The 16,662-nt window shown below is 60.0% G+C and carries 15 protein-coding genes and 1 pseudogene; 6 read left to right on the top strand and 10 right to left on the bottom strand.

The window, feature by feature from the left end; all coding sequences use genetic code 11:
• Positions 1–215: 215 nt before the first annotated feature.
• The gene (locus ABD937_RS16530) at positions 216–2,036 is read left to right on the top strand and encodes a DNA polymerase III subunit gamma/tau (RefSeq protein WP_345256891.1); all 1,821 of its coding nucleotides are present in this window, start codon (positions 216–218) and stop codon (positions 2,034–2,036) included.
• 206 nt (positions 2,037–2,242) lie between these two features.
• Here ABD937_RS16530 and ABD937_RS16525 read toward each other — a convergent pair whose 3' ends face one another.
• Positions 2,243–2,773: a hypothetical protein gene (locus ABD937_RS16525; RefSeq protein ID WP_345256890.1), complete on the bottom strand. Its 531-nt coding sequence runs from the start codon at positions 2,771–2,773 to the stop codon at positions 2,243–2,245.
• 103 nt (positions 2,774–2,876) lie between these two features.
• On the opposite strand from ABD937_RS16525, the gene ABD937_RS16520 reads away from it, so the two are divergent.
• From ABD937_RS16520 to ABD937_RS16510, 3 genes are all read left to right on the top strand, one after another.
• Positions 2,877–3,464, top strand: a complete 588-nt coding sequence (locus ABD937_RS16520; protein WP_345256889.1) for a hypothetical protein — start codon at positions 2,877–2,879, stop codon at positions 3,462–3,464.
• Positions 3,465–3,489: 25 nt separating this feature from the next.
• Positions 3,490–4,383, top strand: a complete 894-nt coding sequence (locus tag ABD937_RS16515) for an alpha/beta fold hydrolase (RefSeq protein WP_345256888.1) — start codon at positions 3,490–3,492, stop codon at positions 4,381–4,383.
• Between the two features lie 74 nt (positions 4,384–4,457).
• Positions 4,458–4,850 carry a nuclease A inhibitor family protein gene (locus tag ABD937_RS16510; RefSeq protein WP_345256887.1) on the top strand — a complete coding sequence of 131 codons (393 nt, stop codon included), beginning with the start codon at positions 4,458–4,460 and terminating at the stop codon, positions 4,848–4,850.
• Positions 4,851–5,078: 228 nt separating this feature from the next.
• Here ABD937_RS16510 and ABD937_RS16505 read toward each other — a convergent pair whose 3' ends face one another.
• From ABD937_RS16505 to ABD937_RS16465, 9 genes and pseudogenes are all read right to left on the bottom strand, one after another.
• Positions 5,079–5,993 carry a DNA/RNA non-specific endonuclease gene (locus ABD937_RS16505; protein ID WP_345256886.1) on the bottom strand — a complete coding sequence of 305 codons (915 nt, stop codon included), beginning with the start codon at positions 5,991–5,993 and terminating at the stop codon, positions 5,079–5,081.
• 463 nt (positions 5,994–6,456) lie between these two features.
• A complete protein-coding gene (locus ABD937_RS16500) occupies positions 6,457–8,385 on the bottom strand; it encodes a M1 family metallopeptidase (protein ID WP_345256885.1) in 1,929 nt (642 codons plus the stop codon).
• 559 nt (positions 8,386–8,944) lie between these two features.
• On the bottom strand, positions 8,945–9,394 hold the full coding sequence (locus ABD937_RS16495) for a hypothetical protein (RefSeq protein ID WP_345256884.1): 450 nt from the start codon (positions 9,392–9,394) through the stop codon (positions 8,945–8,947).
• 33 nt (positions 9,395–9,427) lie between these two features.
• Positions 9,428–10,093: a 16S rRNA (cytidine(1402)-2'-O)-methyltransferase gene (rsmI, locus tag ABD937_RS16490; RefSeq protein ID WP_345256883.1), complete on the bottom strand. Its 666-nt coding sequence runs from the start codon at positions 10,091–10,093 to the stop codon at positions 9,428–9,430.
• Positions 10,094–10,244: 151 nt separating this feature from the next.
• Entirely contained in the window at positions 10,245–10,484 is a 240-nt protein-coding gene (purS, locus tag ABD937_RS16485) for a phosphoribosylformylglycinamidine synthase subunit PurS (protein ID WP_345256882.1), read from the bottom strand.
• Positions 10,485–10,606: 122 nt separating this feature from the next.
• A complete protein-coding gene (locus ABD937_RS16480) occupies positions 10,607–10,918 on the bottom strand; it encodes a hypothetical protein (RefSeq protein ID WP_345256881.1) in 312 nt (103 codons plus the stop codon).
• Between the two features lie 66 nt (positions 10,919–10,984).
• Positions 10,985–11,209, bottom strand: a pseudogene (locus tag ABD937_RS23920) (Imm53 family immunity protein); the annotation flags it as partial.
• An 81-nt stretch (positions 11,210–11,290) separates the two neighbouring features.
• Positions 11,291–12,103, bottom strand: a complete 813-nt coding sequence (locus tag ABD937_RS16470; RefSeq protein WP_345256878.1) for a CDP-alcohol phosphatidyltransferase family protein — start codon at positions 12,101–12,103, stop codon at positions 11,291–11,293.
• A 159-nt stretch (positions 12,104–12,262) separates the two neighbouring features.
• On the bottom strand, positions 12,263–13,552 hold the full coding sequence (locus tag ABD937_RS16465; RefSeq protein WP_345256877.1) for an aminopeptidase P family protein: 1,290 nt from the start codon (positions 13,550–13,552) through the stop codon (positions 12,263–12,265).
• Between the two features lie 405 nt (positions 13,553–13,957).
• On the opposite strand from ABD937_RS16465, the gene pckA reads away from it, so the two are divergent.
• Both pckA and ABD937_RS16455 read left to right on the top strand, forming a co-directional pair.
• Positions 13,958–15,562 (top strand): phosphoenolpyruvate carboxykinase (ATP), encoded by a 1,605-nt coding sequence (pckA, locus tag ABD937_RS16460; RefSeq protein WP_345256876.1) that lies wholly within the window; start codon positions 13,958–13,960, stop codon positions 15,560–15,562.
• Positions 15,563–15,991: 429 nt separating this feature from the next.
• Positions 15,992–16,603: a DUF922 domain-containing protein gene (locus ABD937_RS16455; protein WP_345256875.1), complete on the top strand. Its 612-nt coding sequence runs from the start codon at positions 15,992–15,994 to the stop codon at positions 16,601–16,603.
• Positions 16,604–16,662 lie beyond the last annotated feature (59 nt).

The raw sequence follows: 16,662 nt of genomic DNA, 5'->3' as shown, positions 1-16,662 counted from the left end.
GTTGGGCATCCACCTGCCTGAACTGACGGAGCCGGTAAAAGCCGGACGTTCACGTTGCCATCAGGCCCGCTCCGGAACCGTTCGTCCGGCACCGCAGCAGGGGCTCCCGCGGTGCTGCCGGCCTGTGTGCCAAAGGACCTTATGGCGGCCCGCTCCCTGCCATTTCTTCACACTTAGCTGCCACCCCGATTCCGTATCTTGCACGCCTGAATCCCATGGAAAAATTCATCGTCTCCGCCCGCAAGTACCGCCCTCAGGCCTTCGACACCGTCGTGGGCCAGGAGCACATCACCACCACGCTCCGCAACGCCATCAAAACGGGCCACCTGGCCCATGCGTTCCTCTTCTGCGGACCGCGCGGCGTGGGCAAGACCACCTGTGCCCGGATCTTCGCCAAGACCATCAACTGCCAGAACCAGACGGCAGAAGGCGAGGCCTGCGATACCTGCTCCTCCTGCACCTCCTTCAACGAGGGCACCTCCATGAACATCCACGAGCTCGACGCCGCCTCCAACAACTCGGTAGATGATATCCGGGCGCTGGTGGAGCAGGTGCGCTTTGCGCCGCAGGCGGGAACCTACAAGGTGTATATCATCGATGAGGTGCACATGCTGTCGCAGGCGGCTTTCAACGCCTTCCTCAAGACCCTCGAGGAGCCGCCGTCCTACGCCAAGTTCATCCTCGCCACCACCGAGAAGCACAAGATCCTGCCCACCATCCTGAGCCGCTGCCAGATCTTCGACTTCAAGCGCATTACCCTCCAGGATACGGTGGACCACCTCGCCGGCATCGCGAAGAAGGAAGACGTGCGCGCCGAGGAGACCGGCCTGCAGCTCATCGCGCAAAAGAGCGAGGGCTGTATGCGCGACGCGCTCTCCATCCTCGATAAGATCGTGTCCTTCACCAACGGCGAAGTGACCTACAACAATACGCTCGAGCACCTCAACATCCTCGATGCCGACTACTACTTCCGTCTCGTAGACTCGATGCTGGAGCAGGACCTTGCCGGCGCGCTGCTGCTCTTCGACGACATCAACAAGAAAGGCTTCGAGGGCGACTCGGTGCTCAACGGGTTTGCCGAGTTTCTACGGAATCTCCTCATCTGCAAGGACGCCCGCGTGGCCGGACTGCTCGAGGTGGTGGAGAGCTTCCGCAAGCGCTACGCCGACACCGCGCAAAAGGTGGATACCGGTTACCTGGTGAGCGCACTCAACCTGCTCAACGAAGCCGAGATCGGCTACCGCTCGGCGCGCAACAAGCGCCTGCACGTGGAACTGGCGCTCATCAAGCTCTGCTACCTGCGCCAGGCCCTGCAGCTCACCGCCACCGGGGACACGGTCGATAAAAAAAAAGTAGTTGAAGAAGCGCGCAGCCTCAACTTCCGCGCCCTGAAGGGGATGACGCCGGAGAAGACCGGGAAGCCGGCGGCAGCACCCGTGCCGCGGCCTTCGCAGGAAGCGAAGCTCGTCATCGAAACGGCGCCTGTGCCGGAGGCGCCCGGGCACCCGAAGCCCGCTCCGCAACCGGTGGCCGCGCCAAAGCCCCAGGCGGCTGCCGTGGCCGCAGCGCCACCACCGCCCGCCAGCAAGGGCAGGCTTTCCCTCGATGCGATCCGCCAGAAAGTGAGCGCCGACCTGATGACCAACGTCGTCACCGACCTGCCGCTCGACATCGAGCGCCTGCAGGCAGGCTGGAAGTCCTTTATCGAGGTATTGAAGGAAGAAAAGAACCCGGCCTGGAGCTCCTTCGACATGGCACAGCTCGAGGTGAAGGACGAAGCCTCCTTCGAAGCCATCGTCACCAACAACATCAACCAGAAGTTCCTGCTCGCCGAGCGCAACAAGGCCTGCTCCTACCTCCAGCAGCACCTGCAGAACCGCCTGCTGCAGTTCTTCATCGTGCTCAACGAAACGGAGACGCCCATCGATCTTTCCGACATGCCCCTCACCGCGCGCGACCAGTTCCTGAAGATGGCGGAGCAGTACCCGCTGGTGAAAGAGTTGAAGGACCGCCTTCGGCTGGAGCTGGATTATTGAGCGTGAGCCGTGAATCGTGAACGGGTGTACTACAGTACGGAGATTACCTACAGGAAACAGCGGCATGATGCCGCTGTTTTTCTATTCGTGATCACCACACTTATTCTGTCAGGTCACCATTTGAATGGTCGCTGGATGAGCAGCCAGAACTGGAGGTAAACCTCTCTGGGACACCATTCACGATTGACGATTCACGATTCACGCTTTTAGAAGGTCGCCTTATAGTTGAAGGTCAGGTTCCACTTCGTTACCCCCGATACGGTTACGGGGCTCACGCCGCCCTGGCCGTCCCAGCCGAAGGCATAGAGCCGGCCGTCCTCTTCGGCCAGCACGCTGTATTGCCCGTCGGGGAGCGCCACCTGGAAAAAGCCCTGCGCGTCGGGCACTACGGTAGCCACCGGGCTGTTGGGAAAGCCGTCGTAGAACGAACCGTTGACCGGCAGCACGTGCTGCAGCATGGTGTACGGGTAGATGCGCAGCTTGCGCTGTACGGGGCAAGTGCGGCAGGTAGTATTGTTCGGATCCTGCACCGGCATGCAGTTGCCTTCCTGGAAGGCCAGCGTGCCCCAAAGGCCCTGCGTGATCGTGCGCTTCGTTTCATTGGCGGCGTACACTTCGGGCATGTTGCAGGAAACGGGCGCGGGCGCGCAGCCGATGTCGTCCTTTTGCTTGTCCTTTTTGCTGCAGGCAGCGAGGAGCAACAGGGCTCCCATAAGCATCGTGGTGAGTTGCTTCATAGCTTGGCTTTTTCTTCCTGACCCCGAACAGGCACGCAACGTTGCAGCGCCTTGAAAAAATAACGGACAGCCACACCGGGCATATTTTTTTTACCGTGGAAGTATGCTACTCCGATGTCTTTCCTATACCTGCCTGGTCGTTGCCCTATTTGCGTGTAACTCCTCCCAGCCCGGCTCCCGGCCTGGCGGCAAGCGCACTGCCGCAACCTCCGACAGCGCCGGCAAAAAAGCGACCCCGCTGGCTGCGAACTATTTTGTAGAACGCACGGATTATTTCTCCGACACGCGCCGGCCCGACCGCTTCCGCCTCGAGCTACAGGGCGGGCCGCTGCTCGATTCCAAAGTGCGCTTCACGATCCAGGATCCCGACGGGCAGCTCATCCACGAGGAAACCTTTCGGGCAACCGACCTCCTGAGCTATGCCGCGCTCGACGACACGAGCGCCGCAGGCAAGGAGGCCTTTATCCGGCAGCGCCTCGATTCGTTTTTCGCACCAAGCCAGTTCCTGCGGCCCGCGGTGAAGCCCGGCGAGCAGCTCCAGGGCGACGAGGAGCGGCAGCCCGACTGGGACGAGATCCGCAGCGATCCTTCTGCCACCGGCTTCTCGTACCTCCTCGGCGAGGAAGACGGCCGCCGCATTGCCTGGTCGAAGAAGCGAAAGAAAGTAGTGCTGTATTACAACTGTTGCTAACCGCCGGAAGGCTGTATCTTGAACTATGCGATCCCTCCTGCTGCTCCTATTGCTCACCGCCGGCCTGTATGCGCCGGCACAGCGCCCCGGCCGCGTACGGCAGATCCCGTTCAACGGCGGCCACATTTCCTGCCGCAGCTATGGTAGCGGCAAGCCCCTGCTGCTGGTGCACGCCGGCTTCCAGGACCATACGATGTGGAGCGACCAGGTCAATGCGTTCATGAATCAATACGAGGTCATCGTGTTCGACCTGCCGGGGCATGGCGCTACCACGGGCGGCCCTGCCCGGCCCTTTGCCGCCGACATCCTCCGCACCCTGATGGACAGCCTGAACATTCCGAGCGCCCCGATCGTAGGCCTGTCGATGGGCAGCGCCGTAGCGCTCGACTTCGCCGTGCAGTTCCCGAAGCGCGTGGAACGCCTCGTGCTGGCTGCACCGGGCCTCCCGGGCTGGGACGAGGTGCAGGCCCTCGACACCACCACGAAGCAGTATATCAGCGACCTGTTCGGCGCGCTGGAGCGGAACGACACGGCCACCGCCGCCGACGTCTTCGTGCGGGCCTGGTACGTGGGCCCCGAGCGGCAGCGCTCTTCGATCCCGGGAATGCTGTGGGACTATGGCTACGGCACCACGCTGCGCAACATGAAGGAGCACCGGGTGACCGGTTGGCCCCAGTTTGCCACGCCGACGGCCGTGCACCGGCTCGACGCACTCCGGATACCCGTATTTCTACTGACCGGGACGATCGACATGCCCGAGGTGCTGAAGGTGCACGCCTACCTGAAGTCCCGGCTGCCGAACGTACAGGAAGCCCTGCTCACCGGCGCGGCGCATATGATCAACCTGGAGCGGTCGGCCGACTTCAACCGCCTGCTGGCCGCCTTCCTGCAAAACGAGCCACTTCCCTCCTTGAAATAAGGACCGGATCAATGCCCCACCCGGCGCCATTGAGATTGGCCCCCAATTCGCAAGTGTCCTCTAAACAAGATTCCATGCATCCCGAACTGCTCCGCCTGCAGGAAGCCGCACAGGGCCTGCTCTACCTGAGCGAAACCGACGCGCCGCTGCTGGCTTTCGAGCTGGACGGTACCGGCGTGGCGCCCGAGGCAGCCCTCCCTGCGCTTTCCGATGCGCCGGCCGGCACGCCACCCGAACGGGTGGAACTGACCCACTTTTTCCGCAACCAGGTGCGGGCCGAGGAAGGTGGCGGCCCCGAACTCAGCCACCGTGCCGGGCGCTTCCGCTCGCTGCAGCAACAGCTCGAGAAAACACTGGCCGGCGTCGCCGTGTACCGCCTCGGCAGCGTCCAGGTAGACGCCTTCATCCTTGGCCGCCTCCCCGACGGAACCGTTGGCGGCCTTCGTACAAAGCTGGTGGAAACGTAGGAGTAATGTGCTAATGGGGTAATGTGCTAATGGGGTAATTGGGGTCGTTTACATGCGCGTATACGTCATTGATTGCATCCGTCTTTAAGCTTACGAAGCAATAGTAACGAACAAAAGCGCCCTCCCTGGAGGGCGCTTTTGTTATCAGTTGAACGATTCCGGCAATGAAGTGGGCTACCACTGGGGTACGCTCTATTTAGCACATTAGCACATTACCTCATTAGCACATTAATTCGTCGGTCCGGCGTCTACCCGCGATTCGAGGGTGCCCTGGAGGGTAGAAGAAACGGCCGAGAGCAGGTTGTAGCCGGTGGCCGATTCGATGGCGTCCACCGTGGTGCGGTAGGTGCCCCAGGAAGTGGAGATGCTGTTGCTGTTGGGCGTGTTCACGGCAATGACGCGGGTGCTGGAGGTGATGCGGGCAACATCGTTGGTGCCGCGCGGCAGCACGAGCACCACCTTCCAGATGCGGTTGGGAACGGTGATGCGGCCGCCGTCGATGTAGTTGGCGGCTCCATTGGTACCGCTGCCGCCGATGCCGTAGGCACCCATGATCACATAGACCTCGTTGCCCTGGCTAACGAGCGTACGGCAGTAGTTCTCCAGGTTGGCCCAGGTCTGCTGGTTGTTGGTGGGCGCCTGCGGGATCATATTGGTCATGAGGAAGGTGGCGCTGTTGTCGGAGGTGCTGTAGGTGCGGTCGGCCGAAGGGCAGTTATGCCCACGGTCGAAGCCGGAGCCGCTGTAGGAGGTGCTGCCCGCGCGGTACCAGCCCGTAGGGAGGGTGGCATCGGCACGGAAATCATCCTGGCGTGCCGCGGAGCCGAGCCAGGTGGGGTCGATGTGCCAGCTCACCCAGTTGGGACAGGCGCGGCTGCGGTTATAGCTCAGCGAATACTGCGTTTTGGTCATCAGGTAGTTGTCGGGGTAGGCCGTGTTGGTCGTGGCGCCGCTAGGGTTACCGAGGGTCATGTTCTCGGTGGAGCTGCGGGCAGAAGAAAGGGGGTCGGATACATCCTGGCGGTCGTGCCAGGCGACACCGGGGGTCGACTCAGGACTTTCGGAGACGGTCTCTTTCTTACAACCGACCACGAAGAGGGCAAGGCCCAGGACAAAGGCAAGCGAGCGGAACTGTTTTTTCATGTGTGTGTTTGTTTTCTGTATGTGTGTGTAAAGATGAAACAGGGTGCAGCGCCGGGCGGCCGGCGCGGATGAACAAACAGTTAAGTCTTGGGGTGTTTTGGTACAGGCAGGAATCAGGACGGATAAGGACACACAAGACCGGGCACAACACGGATCGGAGACGCCAAGCTATTGAAAAAGACGGCCCAGCAATCCCCGATTTATCCCCATACAAAAGAACCCTTATACAGCTCTGCCATAGACAAGCCGGCACGCCAGGCGCCGGCGATACCGTAAATCTACGGTTGGGCGCCGCGCTCCGGATTGGGGCAGCAGAGAGAAGGAACGAGGATCGGGCGGATGCGGCGGATGGGCGCGGATACGCAGTACAAAAAAAGAGGCGCCCGCATCCGGGCGCCTCTTTTCTTATAGATCGTCGGCAAGCAGATCTCACATCGTTACATCCGACATCTGGGTTCCGCTGTTACCATTTGATCTCGAGCTTGTTGTTCTTCTTGTTGATGTCGGCCATGCGTCCGCTCGGGTCGATCTCCACGCTCGTGATCTCGGTGAGGGCGCGGCCGGTGGCGATCTCGTAGGTGGGATGCGTCCAGCGCCAGGATTCGTAGACCTTGCGGCCTTCCTGCCCGCGCTCGGCCGGCTTTTCGCCGAACATGAGGTACTGCGGGATGTAGTGCCATTCCGAAGAGCCGTCCTTGAAGGTGACCTTCACATCGAGGGGCATCGGCAGCATACCGTCGTTGCGGAGGCGGATGCGGGCGCCGGCGCCTTCGGTCCAGAGCGAGTCCACGGCATAGTCGATGGTCTTGGTGGTATTGGCCCAGTAGATCCGGTACCAGTTCAGTTGCAGCCCGCTCACCTTTTCGGCCACGCGCACGAAGTCGGTGGGGTTCGGGTGCTTGAAGCGCCACTGGCGGTAGTATTCGAGCATGATGCGGTCGCGCACGTCGGCGCCCACGATATAGCCCAGTTGCTCCACGAACACGCCACCCTTCGTATAGGCGGCATTGCTGTACGCCATATTGGTGTTGAACTGGTCGGCATGGGTACCGAGGGGCTCCTCGCGGCCGCTGCGCACAAGGCTGTAGTAGCCGCCGTAGATGCCGGCGTGTACCCGCGCGGCAGTGGTGGAGTCGGCCTTGCGGCGTGCTACGGGGTCGGTCACGTGCGTCTTGCGCAGCTCGGTGGCGAAATAGGCTTCCACCCGCTCGGCGGCCCATTGGGTAAAGCCCTCGTCCATCCAGGCGTGCTCTGCCTCGTTGGAGGCCAGCATGCCCTGGTACCAGTTGTGGATCCATTCGTGGAAGGCGGCACCGGTGCCGGCGTCGGCCAGCATCGTGGCGTTGGGATACTCCATCCCGCCGTCGCCGCCGTGGATGAACGAATAGTCTTTATAGGGGTACTCGCCGAAATGCTTCGCGATGTAGGGATACACCATCACGGCCGCGTTAGCGAGGTCGTTCCAGTCCTTTTCGTCCTTGGCGCCGCCGGGCGTCTTGTACAGCACGTGCACGAGCGGACCGTTAGGCACCTTGCGCGTGATGTGCTTGTAGCCGGGATCGGCCGCCCAGGCAAAGTCGTGTACGTTAGGCGCCACAAAGCGCCAGGTGCGCTTGTCGCCCTTCACCGGTGCGCCGGCCGCGTTGCCGTTGGCGCCATAGCCGAAGCCTACCTCGTTGCCGTTCACAACGGTACCAGAGCCACCGAGGAGATAGCTCTTGTCGATGCGGATCGTAACGTCATAGTCGCCCCACACGCCATAGAACTCGCGCGCCACGTAGGGATCGGCATGCCAGCCCTCGTAGTCGTACTCGGCGAGCTTGGGGTACCATTGCGTCATGGTGTAGCGCACGGTGGTGCCGGGGTTGTCGCGGCCGCAGCGGCGGATCTGCAGCGGCACCTGGGCCGTCCATTCCATATCGAAGGTCACCTTGGATTTCGGGAGGATGGGGCGGTCGAGCTGTACTTCGAGGATCGTTTCATGGAGGCGGGTCTTCTGCACGCGGCCGTCCATTCTGATGCTCGCGATCTTTTGGTAGCCTTGCTCCTCGGGGGTCAGCTTCTGGATGCGGTCGCGCACCCGGTCATCCCAGTCCACCATGTCGCGTCCGTTGCGGGAGGCGAGCACCACGGTGCCCTGGCGGCGGCTGCGGGTGTCCATCATGGAGCCGGGCTGGAAGGCGTTGAAATAAAGGTGGTAGAATACGCGCTTCAGGGTATCGGGCGAGTTGTTCCAGTACTCGAGCTTTTGCTTGCCGGCGTACTGGTTGGTCTGCACGTTCATGTCGATGTCCATCGTATACTTCACGCGCTGCTGCCAGCGGTCGGGCTGGGCGGCGGCGGACAGGGCGACCGAAAGGGTAAGGAAGAAAAGGGAGGTTCTTAGTTTCATCAGTGTTCGGATGCGTTTTTTAGAAGGCGGACAAGTTACACAAAAGACCGCCCCCGGCCGGCAAAAGGATGCGCATCGGCCCGATTCTAAGCGCTTTTTAAACGTTTTTTTGATAAATGGCGCACTAGGGACGCCTTCAGCTCTGCCGTGTCCGGATTTTACAGCCGGTTTCAGGTCAACGCCCCAATAAGTCGGATCGTAGGGAGCACCAACAGACCATGGAATTTGAGCCTCCGTTTTATACTACCCGGATCGCCGCTTTCTGTACAGGTGGTAAGCTTTAGTTAAAGCAGGTATGGACGATGTGGGAGTACTTGATTAAGTGAGCAAATGATTACATGAGGTAGAACTGTAGCCGGCGTCAGCCCCTCATTTGTTCATTTGCTCATATATTCATCTACTCATTTGTTCCTCCTCTTCCCTCCACCCCTCTACCCTCTTAAAGTAGAAAGCCCCGACTCCGTCGGGGCTTTCGTATAAAACAGCTTTGAGAAAAGGTTTTAATAAGAGGTGTAGTTCGACCTAAGTTCCCCTACCGGGGGACAGGGGGCCGGGGCCGCTACAGCGTCATCTTATCGCGCACCAGCTTGCCGGCGCGGTTGAAAAACAGGTAGCGCTTCTTGAATTCACCCTGCTTCACCTTCACGCGGAACTGCTCGCCGCCGCCCTGGCTGTCGGGGAGGAACAGGTGCAGCACGCTCACCACCTGCCAGTCGGAGAACTTGCTTTTCAGGAAGCCGTCCTTAACGTCGTTGGAGAGGTCGGCAAAGGGGATCGTCTTTTCCGTGCCGCGCCATTCGCCCTTGCTGGAATAGTGGGCCACGTAATCACTGGTATCGACGCGGAACGACACGCGATAATCCTTCAGGTTGTCTTCATAAGAGACCTGCGCGGCGTTCGTGTATTGCTTGGTAAAAGCAGCCGTAACAGCTACCGGGATCTTGCCGAGCTGGGCGGAGGCGCTGCCGGCAACGAGAAGGCCGGCGGCGAGGAGGAGGTGGCGAAACATAATCAGTTTTTGGTTTTTATAAGCAATTGGAAATTACGGCTTTCCGGCTACAATAATAACGATTTCTCCTTTCACGCCCTTCTGCTGAAAATGGTCGTGCACTTCCTGCAAGGTGCCCCGCGCGTTCTCTTCGAACAGCTTGGTGAGCTCACGGCTTACCGAGCACGGACGGTCGGCACCGAAGTACTGGATGAAGTCGGCCAGCGTCTTTACGAGGCGCACCGGCGATTCGTAGAAGATGAGGGTGCGCTCGTCTTCGGAGAGCTGCGTAAGCAGGGTGTGGCGGCCTTTCTTGAGCGGCAGGAAGCCTTCGAAGGCAAAGCGTTGCGTGGGCAGCCCGCTGTTGACGAGGGCGGGTACGAAGGCGGTGGCGCCGGGCAGGCATTCCACGCGGATGTCGTTACGGACGCATTCGCGCACGAGGAGGAAGGCGGGATCGGAGATGCCGGGTGTGCCCGCGTCGGTGATGATGGCCATCTTGCGGCCGGTGAGCAGCTGGTCTACGAGGTGGCGAAGCACCTTGTGCTCGTTGTGCTGATGGTAAGGCGTGACGGGCTTCTGGATGTTGTAGTGCTGCAGCAGCTTACCCGACGTGCGCGTATCCTCGGCGAGAATAAGGTCCACCTCCTGGAGCACCTCGAGCGCGCGCAGGGTGATGTCCTTCAGGTTGCCGACGGGGGTGGGAACGAGATAGAGCATAATCGAATGGGGGAATGGGGTGATGGGGGAATGGGAGAATCGCAAAGAAGGGGCTTGTTTCGGAGGATTGCCGCCTACCGGGAAACTTTTTTATCAGGCAGGCCGCAACTGATCAACCACAGCCTGATTACCCCATTATCCCATTACCCCATTACCCAATTTCAAAGTATTCCATCACCGGGTTGGCGAGGAGCTTTTTGGCGGCTTCCTCGGCGAGGGCGCGGGCGGCCTCCTCAGACTCGGCGTCGATCTGCAGGGTGATGCGCTTACCGATGCGGACGTCGGAAACGCCCTTGAGGCCCAGGTTGCCCAGCCCGTTGAGCACGGCCTTTCCCTGCGGGTCGAGGAGGTCTTTCAGGGGCATCACGTTTACGGAAATGGTATAGGTCATGGCGGGGATGGTTGATTCGGGCTGCAAAATACGGGGGAAAGGTTTACTGGTTTATTGGTCGATCCGTTTATTAGTAAGAAACCTGAAAGCGGAACGTTCCTCCTTCCGAGGCGGAAATTTGATCAATGCCAGCCCTGATCGGACAAGCCGCGGGCTACGAGGGCAACATCGGAGCCTTCGCCCTCGAGTTGGAGGGTGACCTGTTGGCCGGCTTCGAACAGCGGCAGCACATCCCCCGGCCTGCCGCCCGGCTCGAGCCCGACGAACTCCGACCAAACCGACAACTCACGCTCCGACGGCAGGGGTACGTTTACGAGCTCAATGGTAGCCTCGTCAATGAGTCGGCCCTGCGCGGTTACAAAGCGCTCGGCGGCGAGCCCACGCACAGGCACCTGCACCTCGTATAGAAACGTGGGGTCAGCATGCTTCGGCAATACCTCCTCAAGAAAGATCCGGATGCCTTCGCCAAGATTCAAAGGACCGCAATCAATCCGCAATTGCCGGTGCCCGACCTGCAGAAAGCACCAATCGTGCGCCCGCTCGGGGTGCTGTCGTTCAGACGCATACTCAAGGTGCTGCAGCGCGGTGCCTTCAAGATCGATACGCAGCGACCATCCGGGGTTATCGAGCGTTTCGAGGTGGATCCCGTAATCATGTTCCCAAGCTCCATCGCAGTTGAGGAGGTACCAATGCTGCAAGCGCGCCAAAGGATCGGAAGCTTCCATAAATAAATTCTTTACCCGGAATCAGCAGAGCCGGCACTCGTTCGTTCCAATAAACGAATAAACCAGTAAACGAATAAACGATCAAACGGTAATATCCGGCTCCTCGCGCTCGGGGCGGTCGCCGACGATGATGTGGTCATCCTCTTTCGAGAAAAACGACAGCACGATGTAGAGCAGGAAGATCACCGGTACCGCCGTCCAGTTGAGCCACACGATGGCCACCAGGGAGAGCGCCAGCAACACGTATTTGAGCAGGTTGTTGCGGAAGGAGAAGTCGCGGAACTTCATGGCCATGAAGGTATGGCGCGAGGTCATGAGGTAAGCGAGCGCGATGATGAGCCCGTACAGGAGCCAGCGGTTCAGCAGGAGGTCGCGCACCCATTCTTCGCCGTACCAATACACCAGCGGCAGCGAGGCCACCATAAGGCCGCCGGCCGGCGAGGGCACGCCTTCGAAGCTGTATTTCTGCGTGGTGGAGATGTTGAACTTGGCGAGGCGCCAGGCTACGGCGCCGGTGAAGAGAAAGGCCGGCAGCAGCGCCCACATCGTCGTATCGAGCCCGCCCTCTTCGCGCGCGAAACTCATGCGCAGGAATTGCCAGAGGATCATCCCCGGCGCGGCCCCGAAGCTCACCATGTCGCTCAGCGAGTCGAGCTGCTCCCCCATTGCGGAGGAGGCCTTCAGCAGGCGTGCGAGGAAGCCGTCGAGAAAGTCGACCACGGCGGCTGCAAAGAGGAAGAGCGCCGCCCAGGTCATCCGCTCCGGGAGCATCGCCCGCACGAGGCCTTCGTTGTCCATCGTGGCGATGGTTTCGCCGGTCTGGAGCGTCAGCACAATGGCGATGCAGCCGCACAGCAGGTTGAGCAAGGTGAAGAAATTCGGGATCTGCTTCATGAAAACGTTTGGGTTAGTACGGGCAAATATAGGATAGCGGGTTCTGAGGGTTCTGAAGGTTCTGATAGTTCTTAGGGTTCTAAAGGTTCTGAGGGTTCTTAAGGTTTAGTAAGCCGGCGTAGCTTGCGTAACCCTAAGTACCCTAAAACCCTAAAAACCTTATTTCCTCATCGCGGCTTCGATCTCCTCCACCGTGATCGGGATGCCTTCGAACAGGTCGATGTTGCCGTCCGCAGTGATCCAGAAATTGTTCTCGATACGGATGCCCATACCTTCCTCCTCGATGTAGATGCCCGGCTCTATCGTGAAGAGCATGCCTTCCCGGATCGGCTCGTGGCGGGTACCGAGGTCGTGCACGTCGAGGCCGAGGTGGTGCGAGATGCCGTGGTAGAGGTACTTGCGGTAGGCGCGGGCCTCGGGGTCCTCGTTCTTCACCTCTTCCTCCTTCAGCAGCCCGATCTTTATGAATTGCCGGGTCGCTTCCTCCCCTACTTTGTCGGTGTACTCCAGGATCGAGATCCCCGGCTTCAGGATGCTCTTTGCGTAGTTGTGCAGGTGCAGGCAGGCATTGTACACCTCGGTCTGACGCGCGGTGAACTTGCCGTTGACCGGGATCGTACGGGAGAGGTCGGCATTGTAGCCGCCGTAGGAAGCGCCGAAGTCCATCAGCAACAGCTCGCCGTCCTTGCACTCTCCGTTGTTGCTCACGTAGTGCAGGGTGCGGGCCCGGTCGCCGGAGGCGATGATGGACCCGTAGGCCTCGCCGGTGGCGCGCTGCGACAGGAAGCTGTGCACCACCTCCGCTTCCACCTCGTATTCCATCACACCGGGACGTACAAACTTGCACACGCGGTCGAAGGTCTTCGCGGTGATGGCGATGGCTTCTTTCGTCACCTCGATCTCGTATGGCGTTTTGATCGCACGCAACTCCCGCATGATCTTCGCGGCGCGCTCGTAGCGGTGCAGCGGGTAGCGCCCCTGCAGCTCGCGGGCATAGCGGTAGTCGCGCGTGTCGGCATGGCCGCCGCGGCGGTCGTTCTCGTTGGTGTCGAGGTAAATGTTATCGGCCAGGTGGATCCAGGCTTGCAGCAGTCCTTCAAGGGTATCCAGCCATACGATCGTAGAAATACCGGAAAGGGCCGTGGCCTCGTGGCGGCGGAGGCGCTTGCCCTCCCACTTCTCCTTCAGCTCCGTAGGCCGCACCAGCACGAGCACCTCGCGGTACTTCGGATCGGGGTTGTCGGGGAAGAGGATCACCATCGTGTCTTCCTGCGCGATGCCGCAGAGCCAGTAGAGGTCGGAGTTTTGCCGGAAGGAATGAAGGGCGTCGCCATTGCTCTGCACCTCGTCGTTGGACACGAAGATGGCGATCGAGTTGGGCTTCATCCGTTCCACGAAGCGCGTCCGGTTGCTGATGAACAGCTCGGGGTTGAGGGGCAAGTGTTTCATGAGGGGCAATGTAAGGAGGAATCGTGAGCGGGTGAGCAAGTGAGCGGGTGAGCAAGTGAGCGGGTGAACGGGTGAGGAGGTCATGTAGCCAGCTTGTCAATGCTAGCGCAGCGAAGCAATCTCCTGCACTGTCGGCGAGATTGACCAGACTGCTTTGTTTCGCGTTCACTCCGTGTCACCAAGGAGATTGCTTCGTTCCCCGCAATGACGGCGCAGCAGTAGCCGCACCGCCGTTCACGGCTCACCCGCTCACTTGCTCACCGCTCCAACAAGCTCTACCGTAAGCCCACAGCCGCTTTCAACCTCTTGACCCTCAAAAAGATTTAATGTGTACCATTCACACGGCCGCGCTTCGGTAATGGCACAACGGTTTACCTTTGTCGCCTAAATAAACGATTGCTTCTTATGTCAGTACCAACAATTTCAATTCCCACCGGGAAGCTGGTGAACCTTGGCCTATCGCGAACGGAAAGCATTCATTACCAATCAACGCCCGAAGAACTGGTGCAGGACACGCTCCGCATCGGCGAAGGCGTGCTGACCGACACGGGTGCCCTGGCCATCAACACCGGTGAGTTCACCGGCCGCTCCCCGCAGGATAAATTCACGGTGAAGGACGAAACGACGGCCGACTCGGTGCACTGGAACAACTTTAACATCCCCATCGACGAGAAATATTTCCACATTGTTCACACCAAGATCCTCGAATACCTCAACGAGCAGCCGGAGCTCTGGGTGCGCGACTGCTACGCCTGCGCCGACCCGCGCTACCGCCTCAACATCCGCGTGGTGACCGAGAAGCCCTGGACCAACCTCTTCGCCTACAACATGTTCCTCCGCCCCGAAGAAGAGGCGCTCGAAGACTTCGAAGCCGAGTGGCACGTACTCTCCGCCCCCGGCCTGCGCCTCGACCCGGCCACGGACGGCACCCGCCAGCACAACGGCGCCATCGTTTCCTTCAAGCACAAGACGATCCTCATCGCCGGCACCGGCTATACGGGTGAAACGAAAAAAGGCATCTTCACCATCCTCAACTACATCCTCCCCCACGAAGAGAACGTGCTGAGCATGCACTGCTCCGCCAACATGGGCGCCGACGGCGACACCGCGGTGTTCTTCGGCCTCTCCGGCACCGGTAAAACGACCCTCTCCGCCGACCCGAAGCGCAAGCTCATCGGCGATGACGAGCACGGCTGGACCAAGGACGGCATCTTCAACTTCGAAGGCGGTTGCTACGCCAAGCTCATCAACCTCTCCGAGGAGAAGGAGCCCGAAATCTTCAACGCCATCCGCCCCGGCGCCATCGTGGAGAACGTCAAGTTCTTCGAAGGCACCAACAAGATCAACTTCGACGACGCCTCCATCACCGAGAACACGCGCGTCTCCTACCCGCTCGACTTCATCTCCAACGCACAGATCCCCTCCGTGGGCAACCTGCCGCGCAATATCTTCTTCCTCACCTGCGACGCCTACGGCGTGCTGCCCCCGATCTCCAGGCTCACCAAGGAGCAGGCGATGTACCAGTTCATCTCCGGCTACACGGCCAAGGTAGCCGGTACGGAAGCCGGTGTAACCGAGCCCAAGCCGACCTTCTCGGCCTGCTTCGGAGCACCCTTCCTGCCGCTGCACCCCGGTAAATACGCCGAGATGCTGGGCCAGAAGATGGAAGAGAACGAGGTGAACGTTTGGCTCATCAACACCGGCTGGACCGGTGGTCCCTACGGCGAAGGCCACCGTATGAAGCTCGGCCATACCCGTGCCATGATCACCGCGGCTCTGGAAGGCAAGCTCGACGACGTCGAAACCGTGGCCGATCCCGTGTTTGGCGTGGCCGTGCCCAAAGAGGTGCCGGGTGTGCCCACGGATGTGCTGACCCCGCGCAACACCTGGACCGACAAGGACGCTTTTGACGCAAAAGCCAAGTTCCTCGCAGGCCTGTTCGTGAAGAACTTCGAAAAATATGCCTCGGGTGTGAGCGCTGATGTGCTCGCCGCCGCCCCGAAGGCCTGATGACGCTTCCCCTTTACTGAGAATACGATTCCAGCGCCCCTCCTTGTGAGGGGCGCTTTTTTGTTTGGGGGAAAACAGGGAACAGAGAACAAGGAACAAGGAACAGAGAACAAGGAACAAGGAACAGGGAACAAGGAACAAGGAAGTGAGCGCAACACGGGACTGAATACTTCGTCCTTTAACAAATACCTTTTCTAATCGCTACATAAGTCGCTGACCATCACAAGTGTCTGGCCATTTCTGCGGTTCCTTGTTCCTTATTCCCTGTTCTATTGTTCTTCTTGCCCCGGAGGGGCGCTCCCCTCCACAGAAGCTTCTCCCCGTTTCACCTTCGTGGAATGCCCGTTCGCCGCTTTTTCAGCCTGTTTAACAGGGGGTGCCGGTAATTTAGAAGAGGATTTGAAACCAGCATATCACCACCCCTACACTATGAAATCGACCTTCTTTCCTGCCCTGCTCCTCCTCATCGGCTCCGGATTTGGCTTTGCCAGCATTGACCGCGACCGCGCCGCTGCTTCTTTAACCGCAACCCCGGCCATCGCAGCTGAGGTTCCCGGCAAGGAAGAGAATATGGAACTTATCCCCTGGTCGGTACGTCGGGTAGTGGGCTGGGAAGATTTCCAGGGCCCCGTGCTGATGGGTACCGAGGCCGTTGCCTCCACCAATACCTCGCTGGGCCTCTCCTACCAGCTTCGTGGCGGCAAGCTCAGCTACGAGATCACCTGCACCTTTTCCAAGACGAAGTCCTGGGGCATGCTGAAGAACGACTACATCCTCGCCCACGAGCAGGGTCATTTCGATATCACCGAGCTCTGTGCCCGCTACCTCTACAAGGCCCTGTCGGAGTACACCTACAACCGCGGCACCTACAAGCAGGACATTACCCGCATCTACAACGAGATCGTGGCCAAGAAGGAAGCACTGCAGGAGCAGTACGACGGCGAAACCGACCACAGCCGCAAGCGCAAGCTCCAGAAAGAGTGGGAAGAGCGCATTGAAAGCATGCTCGAGGAGACGGCTCCCTACGCACAGTATCCGTAAGGCCCCGGCCCAGGCCCCTTTCCCCGCCCCCTGTCCCCCGAAGGGGGAACTTAGGCCGA

This window comes from Flaviaestuariibacter amylovorans (assembly GCF_039541815.1).
GTDB lineage: Bacteria > Bacteroidota > Bacteroidia > Chitinophagales > Chitinophagaceae > Flavisolibacter > Flavisolibacter amylovorans.
Note: the sequence above shows the minus strand (reverse complement) of the source record. Positions and strands in the feature narration are given on the sequence as shown.

Excerpts from the sequence above, each read along its gene's own strand:
- ABD937_RS16525 (WP_345256890.1), bottom strand. The coding sequence starts at position 2,773 with ATGAAGCAACTCACCACGATGCTTATGGGAGCCCTGTTGCTCCTCGCT.
- ABD937_RS16470 (WP_345256878.1), bottom strand. The coding sequence starts at position 12,103 with ATGAAGCAGATCCCGAATTTCTTCACCTTGCTCAACCTGCTGTGCGGC.
- rsmI (WP_345256883.1), bottom strand. The coding sequence starts at position 10,093 with ATGCTCTATCTCGTTCCCACCCCCGTCGGCAACCTGAAGGACATCACC.
- ABD937_RS16505 (WP_345256886.1), bottom strand. The coding sequence starts at position 5,993 with ATGAAAAAACAGTTCCGCTCGCTTGCCTTTGTCCTGGGCCTTGCCCTC.
- ABD937_RS16515 (WP_345256888.1), top strand. The coding sequence starts at position 3,490 with ATGCGATCCCTCCTGCTGCTCCTATTGCTCACCGCCGGCCTGTATGCG.
- ABD937_RS16455 (WP_345256875.1), top strand. The coding sequence starts at position 15,992 with ATGAAATCGACCTTCTTTCCTGCCCTGCTCCTCCTCATCGGCTCCGGA.
- ABD937_RS16520 (WP_345256889.1), top strand. The coding sequence starts at position 2,877 with ATGCTACTCCGATGTCTTTCCTATACCTGCCTGGTCGTTGCCCTATTT.
- ABD937_RS16530 (WP_345256891.1), top strand. The coding sequence starts at position 216 with ATGGAAAAATTCATCGTCTCCGCCCGCAAGTACCGCCCTCAGGCCTTC.
- purS (WP_345256882.1), bottom strand. The coding sequence starts at position 10,484 with ATGACCTATACCATTTCCGTAAACGTGATGCCCCTGAAAGACCTCCTC.
- ABD937_RS16500 (WP_345256885.1), bottom strand. The coding sequence starts at position 8,385 with ATGAAACTAAGAACCTCCCTTTTCTTCCTTACCCTTTCGGTCGCCCTG.
- pckA (WP_345256876.1), top strand. The coding sequence starts at position 13,958 with ATGTCAGTACCAACAATTTCAATTCCCACCGGGAAGCTGGTGAACCTT.
- ABD937_RS16510 (WP_345256887.1), top strand. The coding sequence starts at position 4,458 with ATGCATCCCGAACTGCTCCGCCTGCAGGAAGCCGCACAGGGCCTGCTC.
- ABD937_RS16465 (WP_345256877.1), bottom strand. The coding sequence starts at position 13,552 with ATGAAACACTTGCCCCTCAACCCCGAGCTGTTCATCAGCAACCGGACG.
- ABD937_RS16495 (WP_345256884.1), bottom strand. The coding sequence starts at position 9,394 with ATGTTTCGCCACCTCCTCCTCGCCGCCGGCCTTCTCGTTGCCGGCAGC.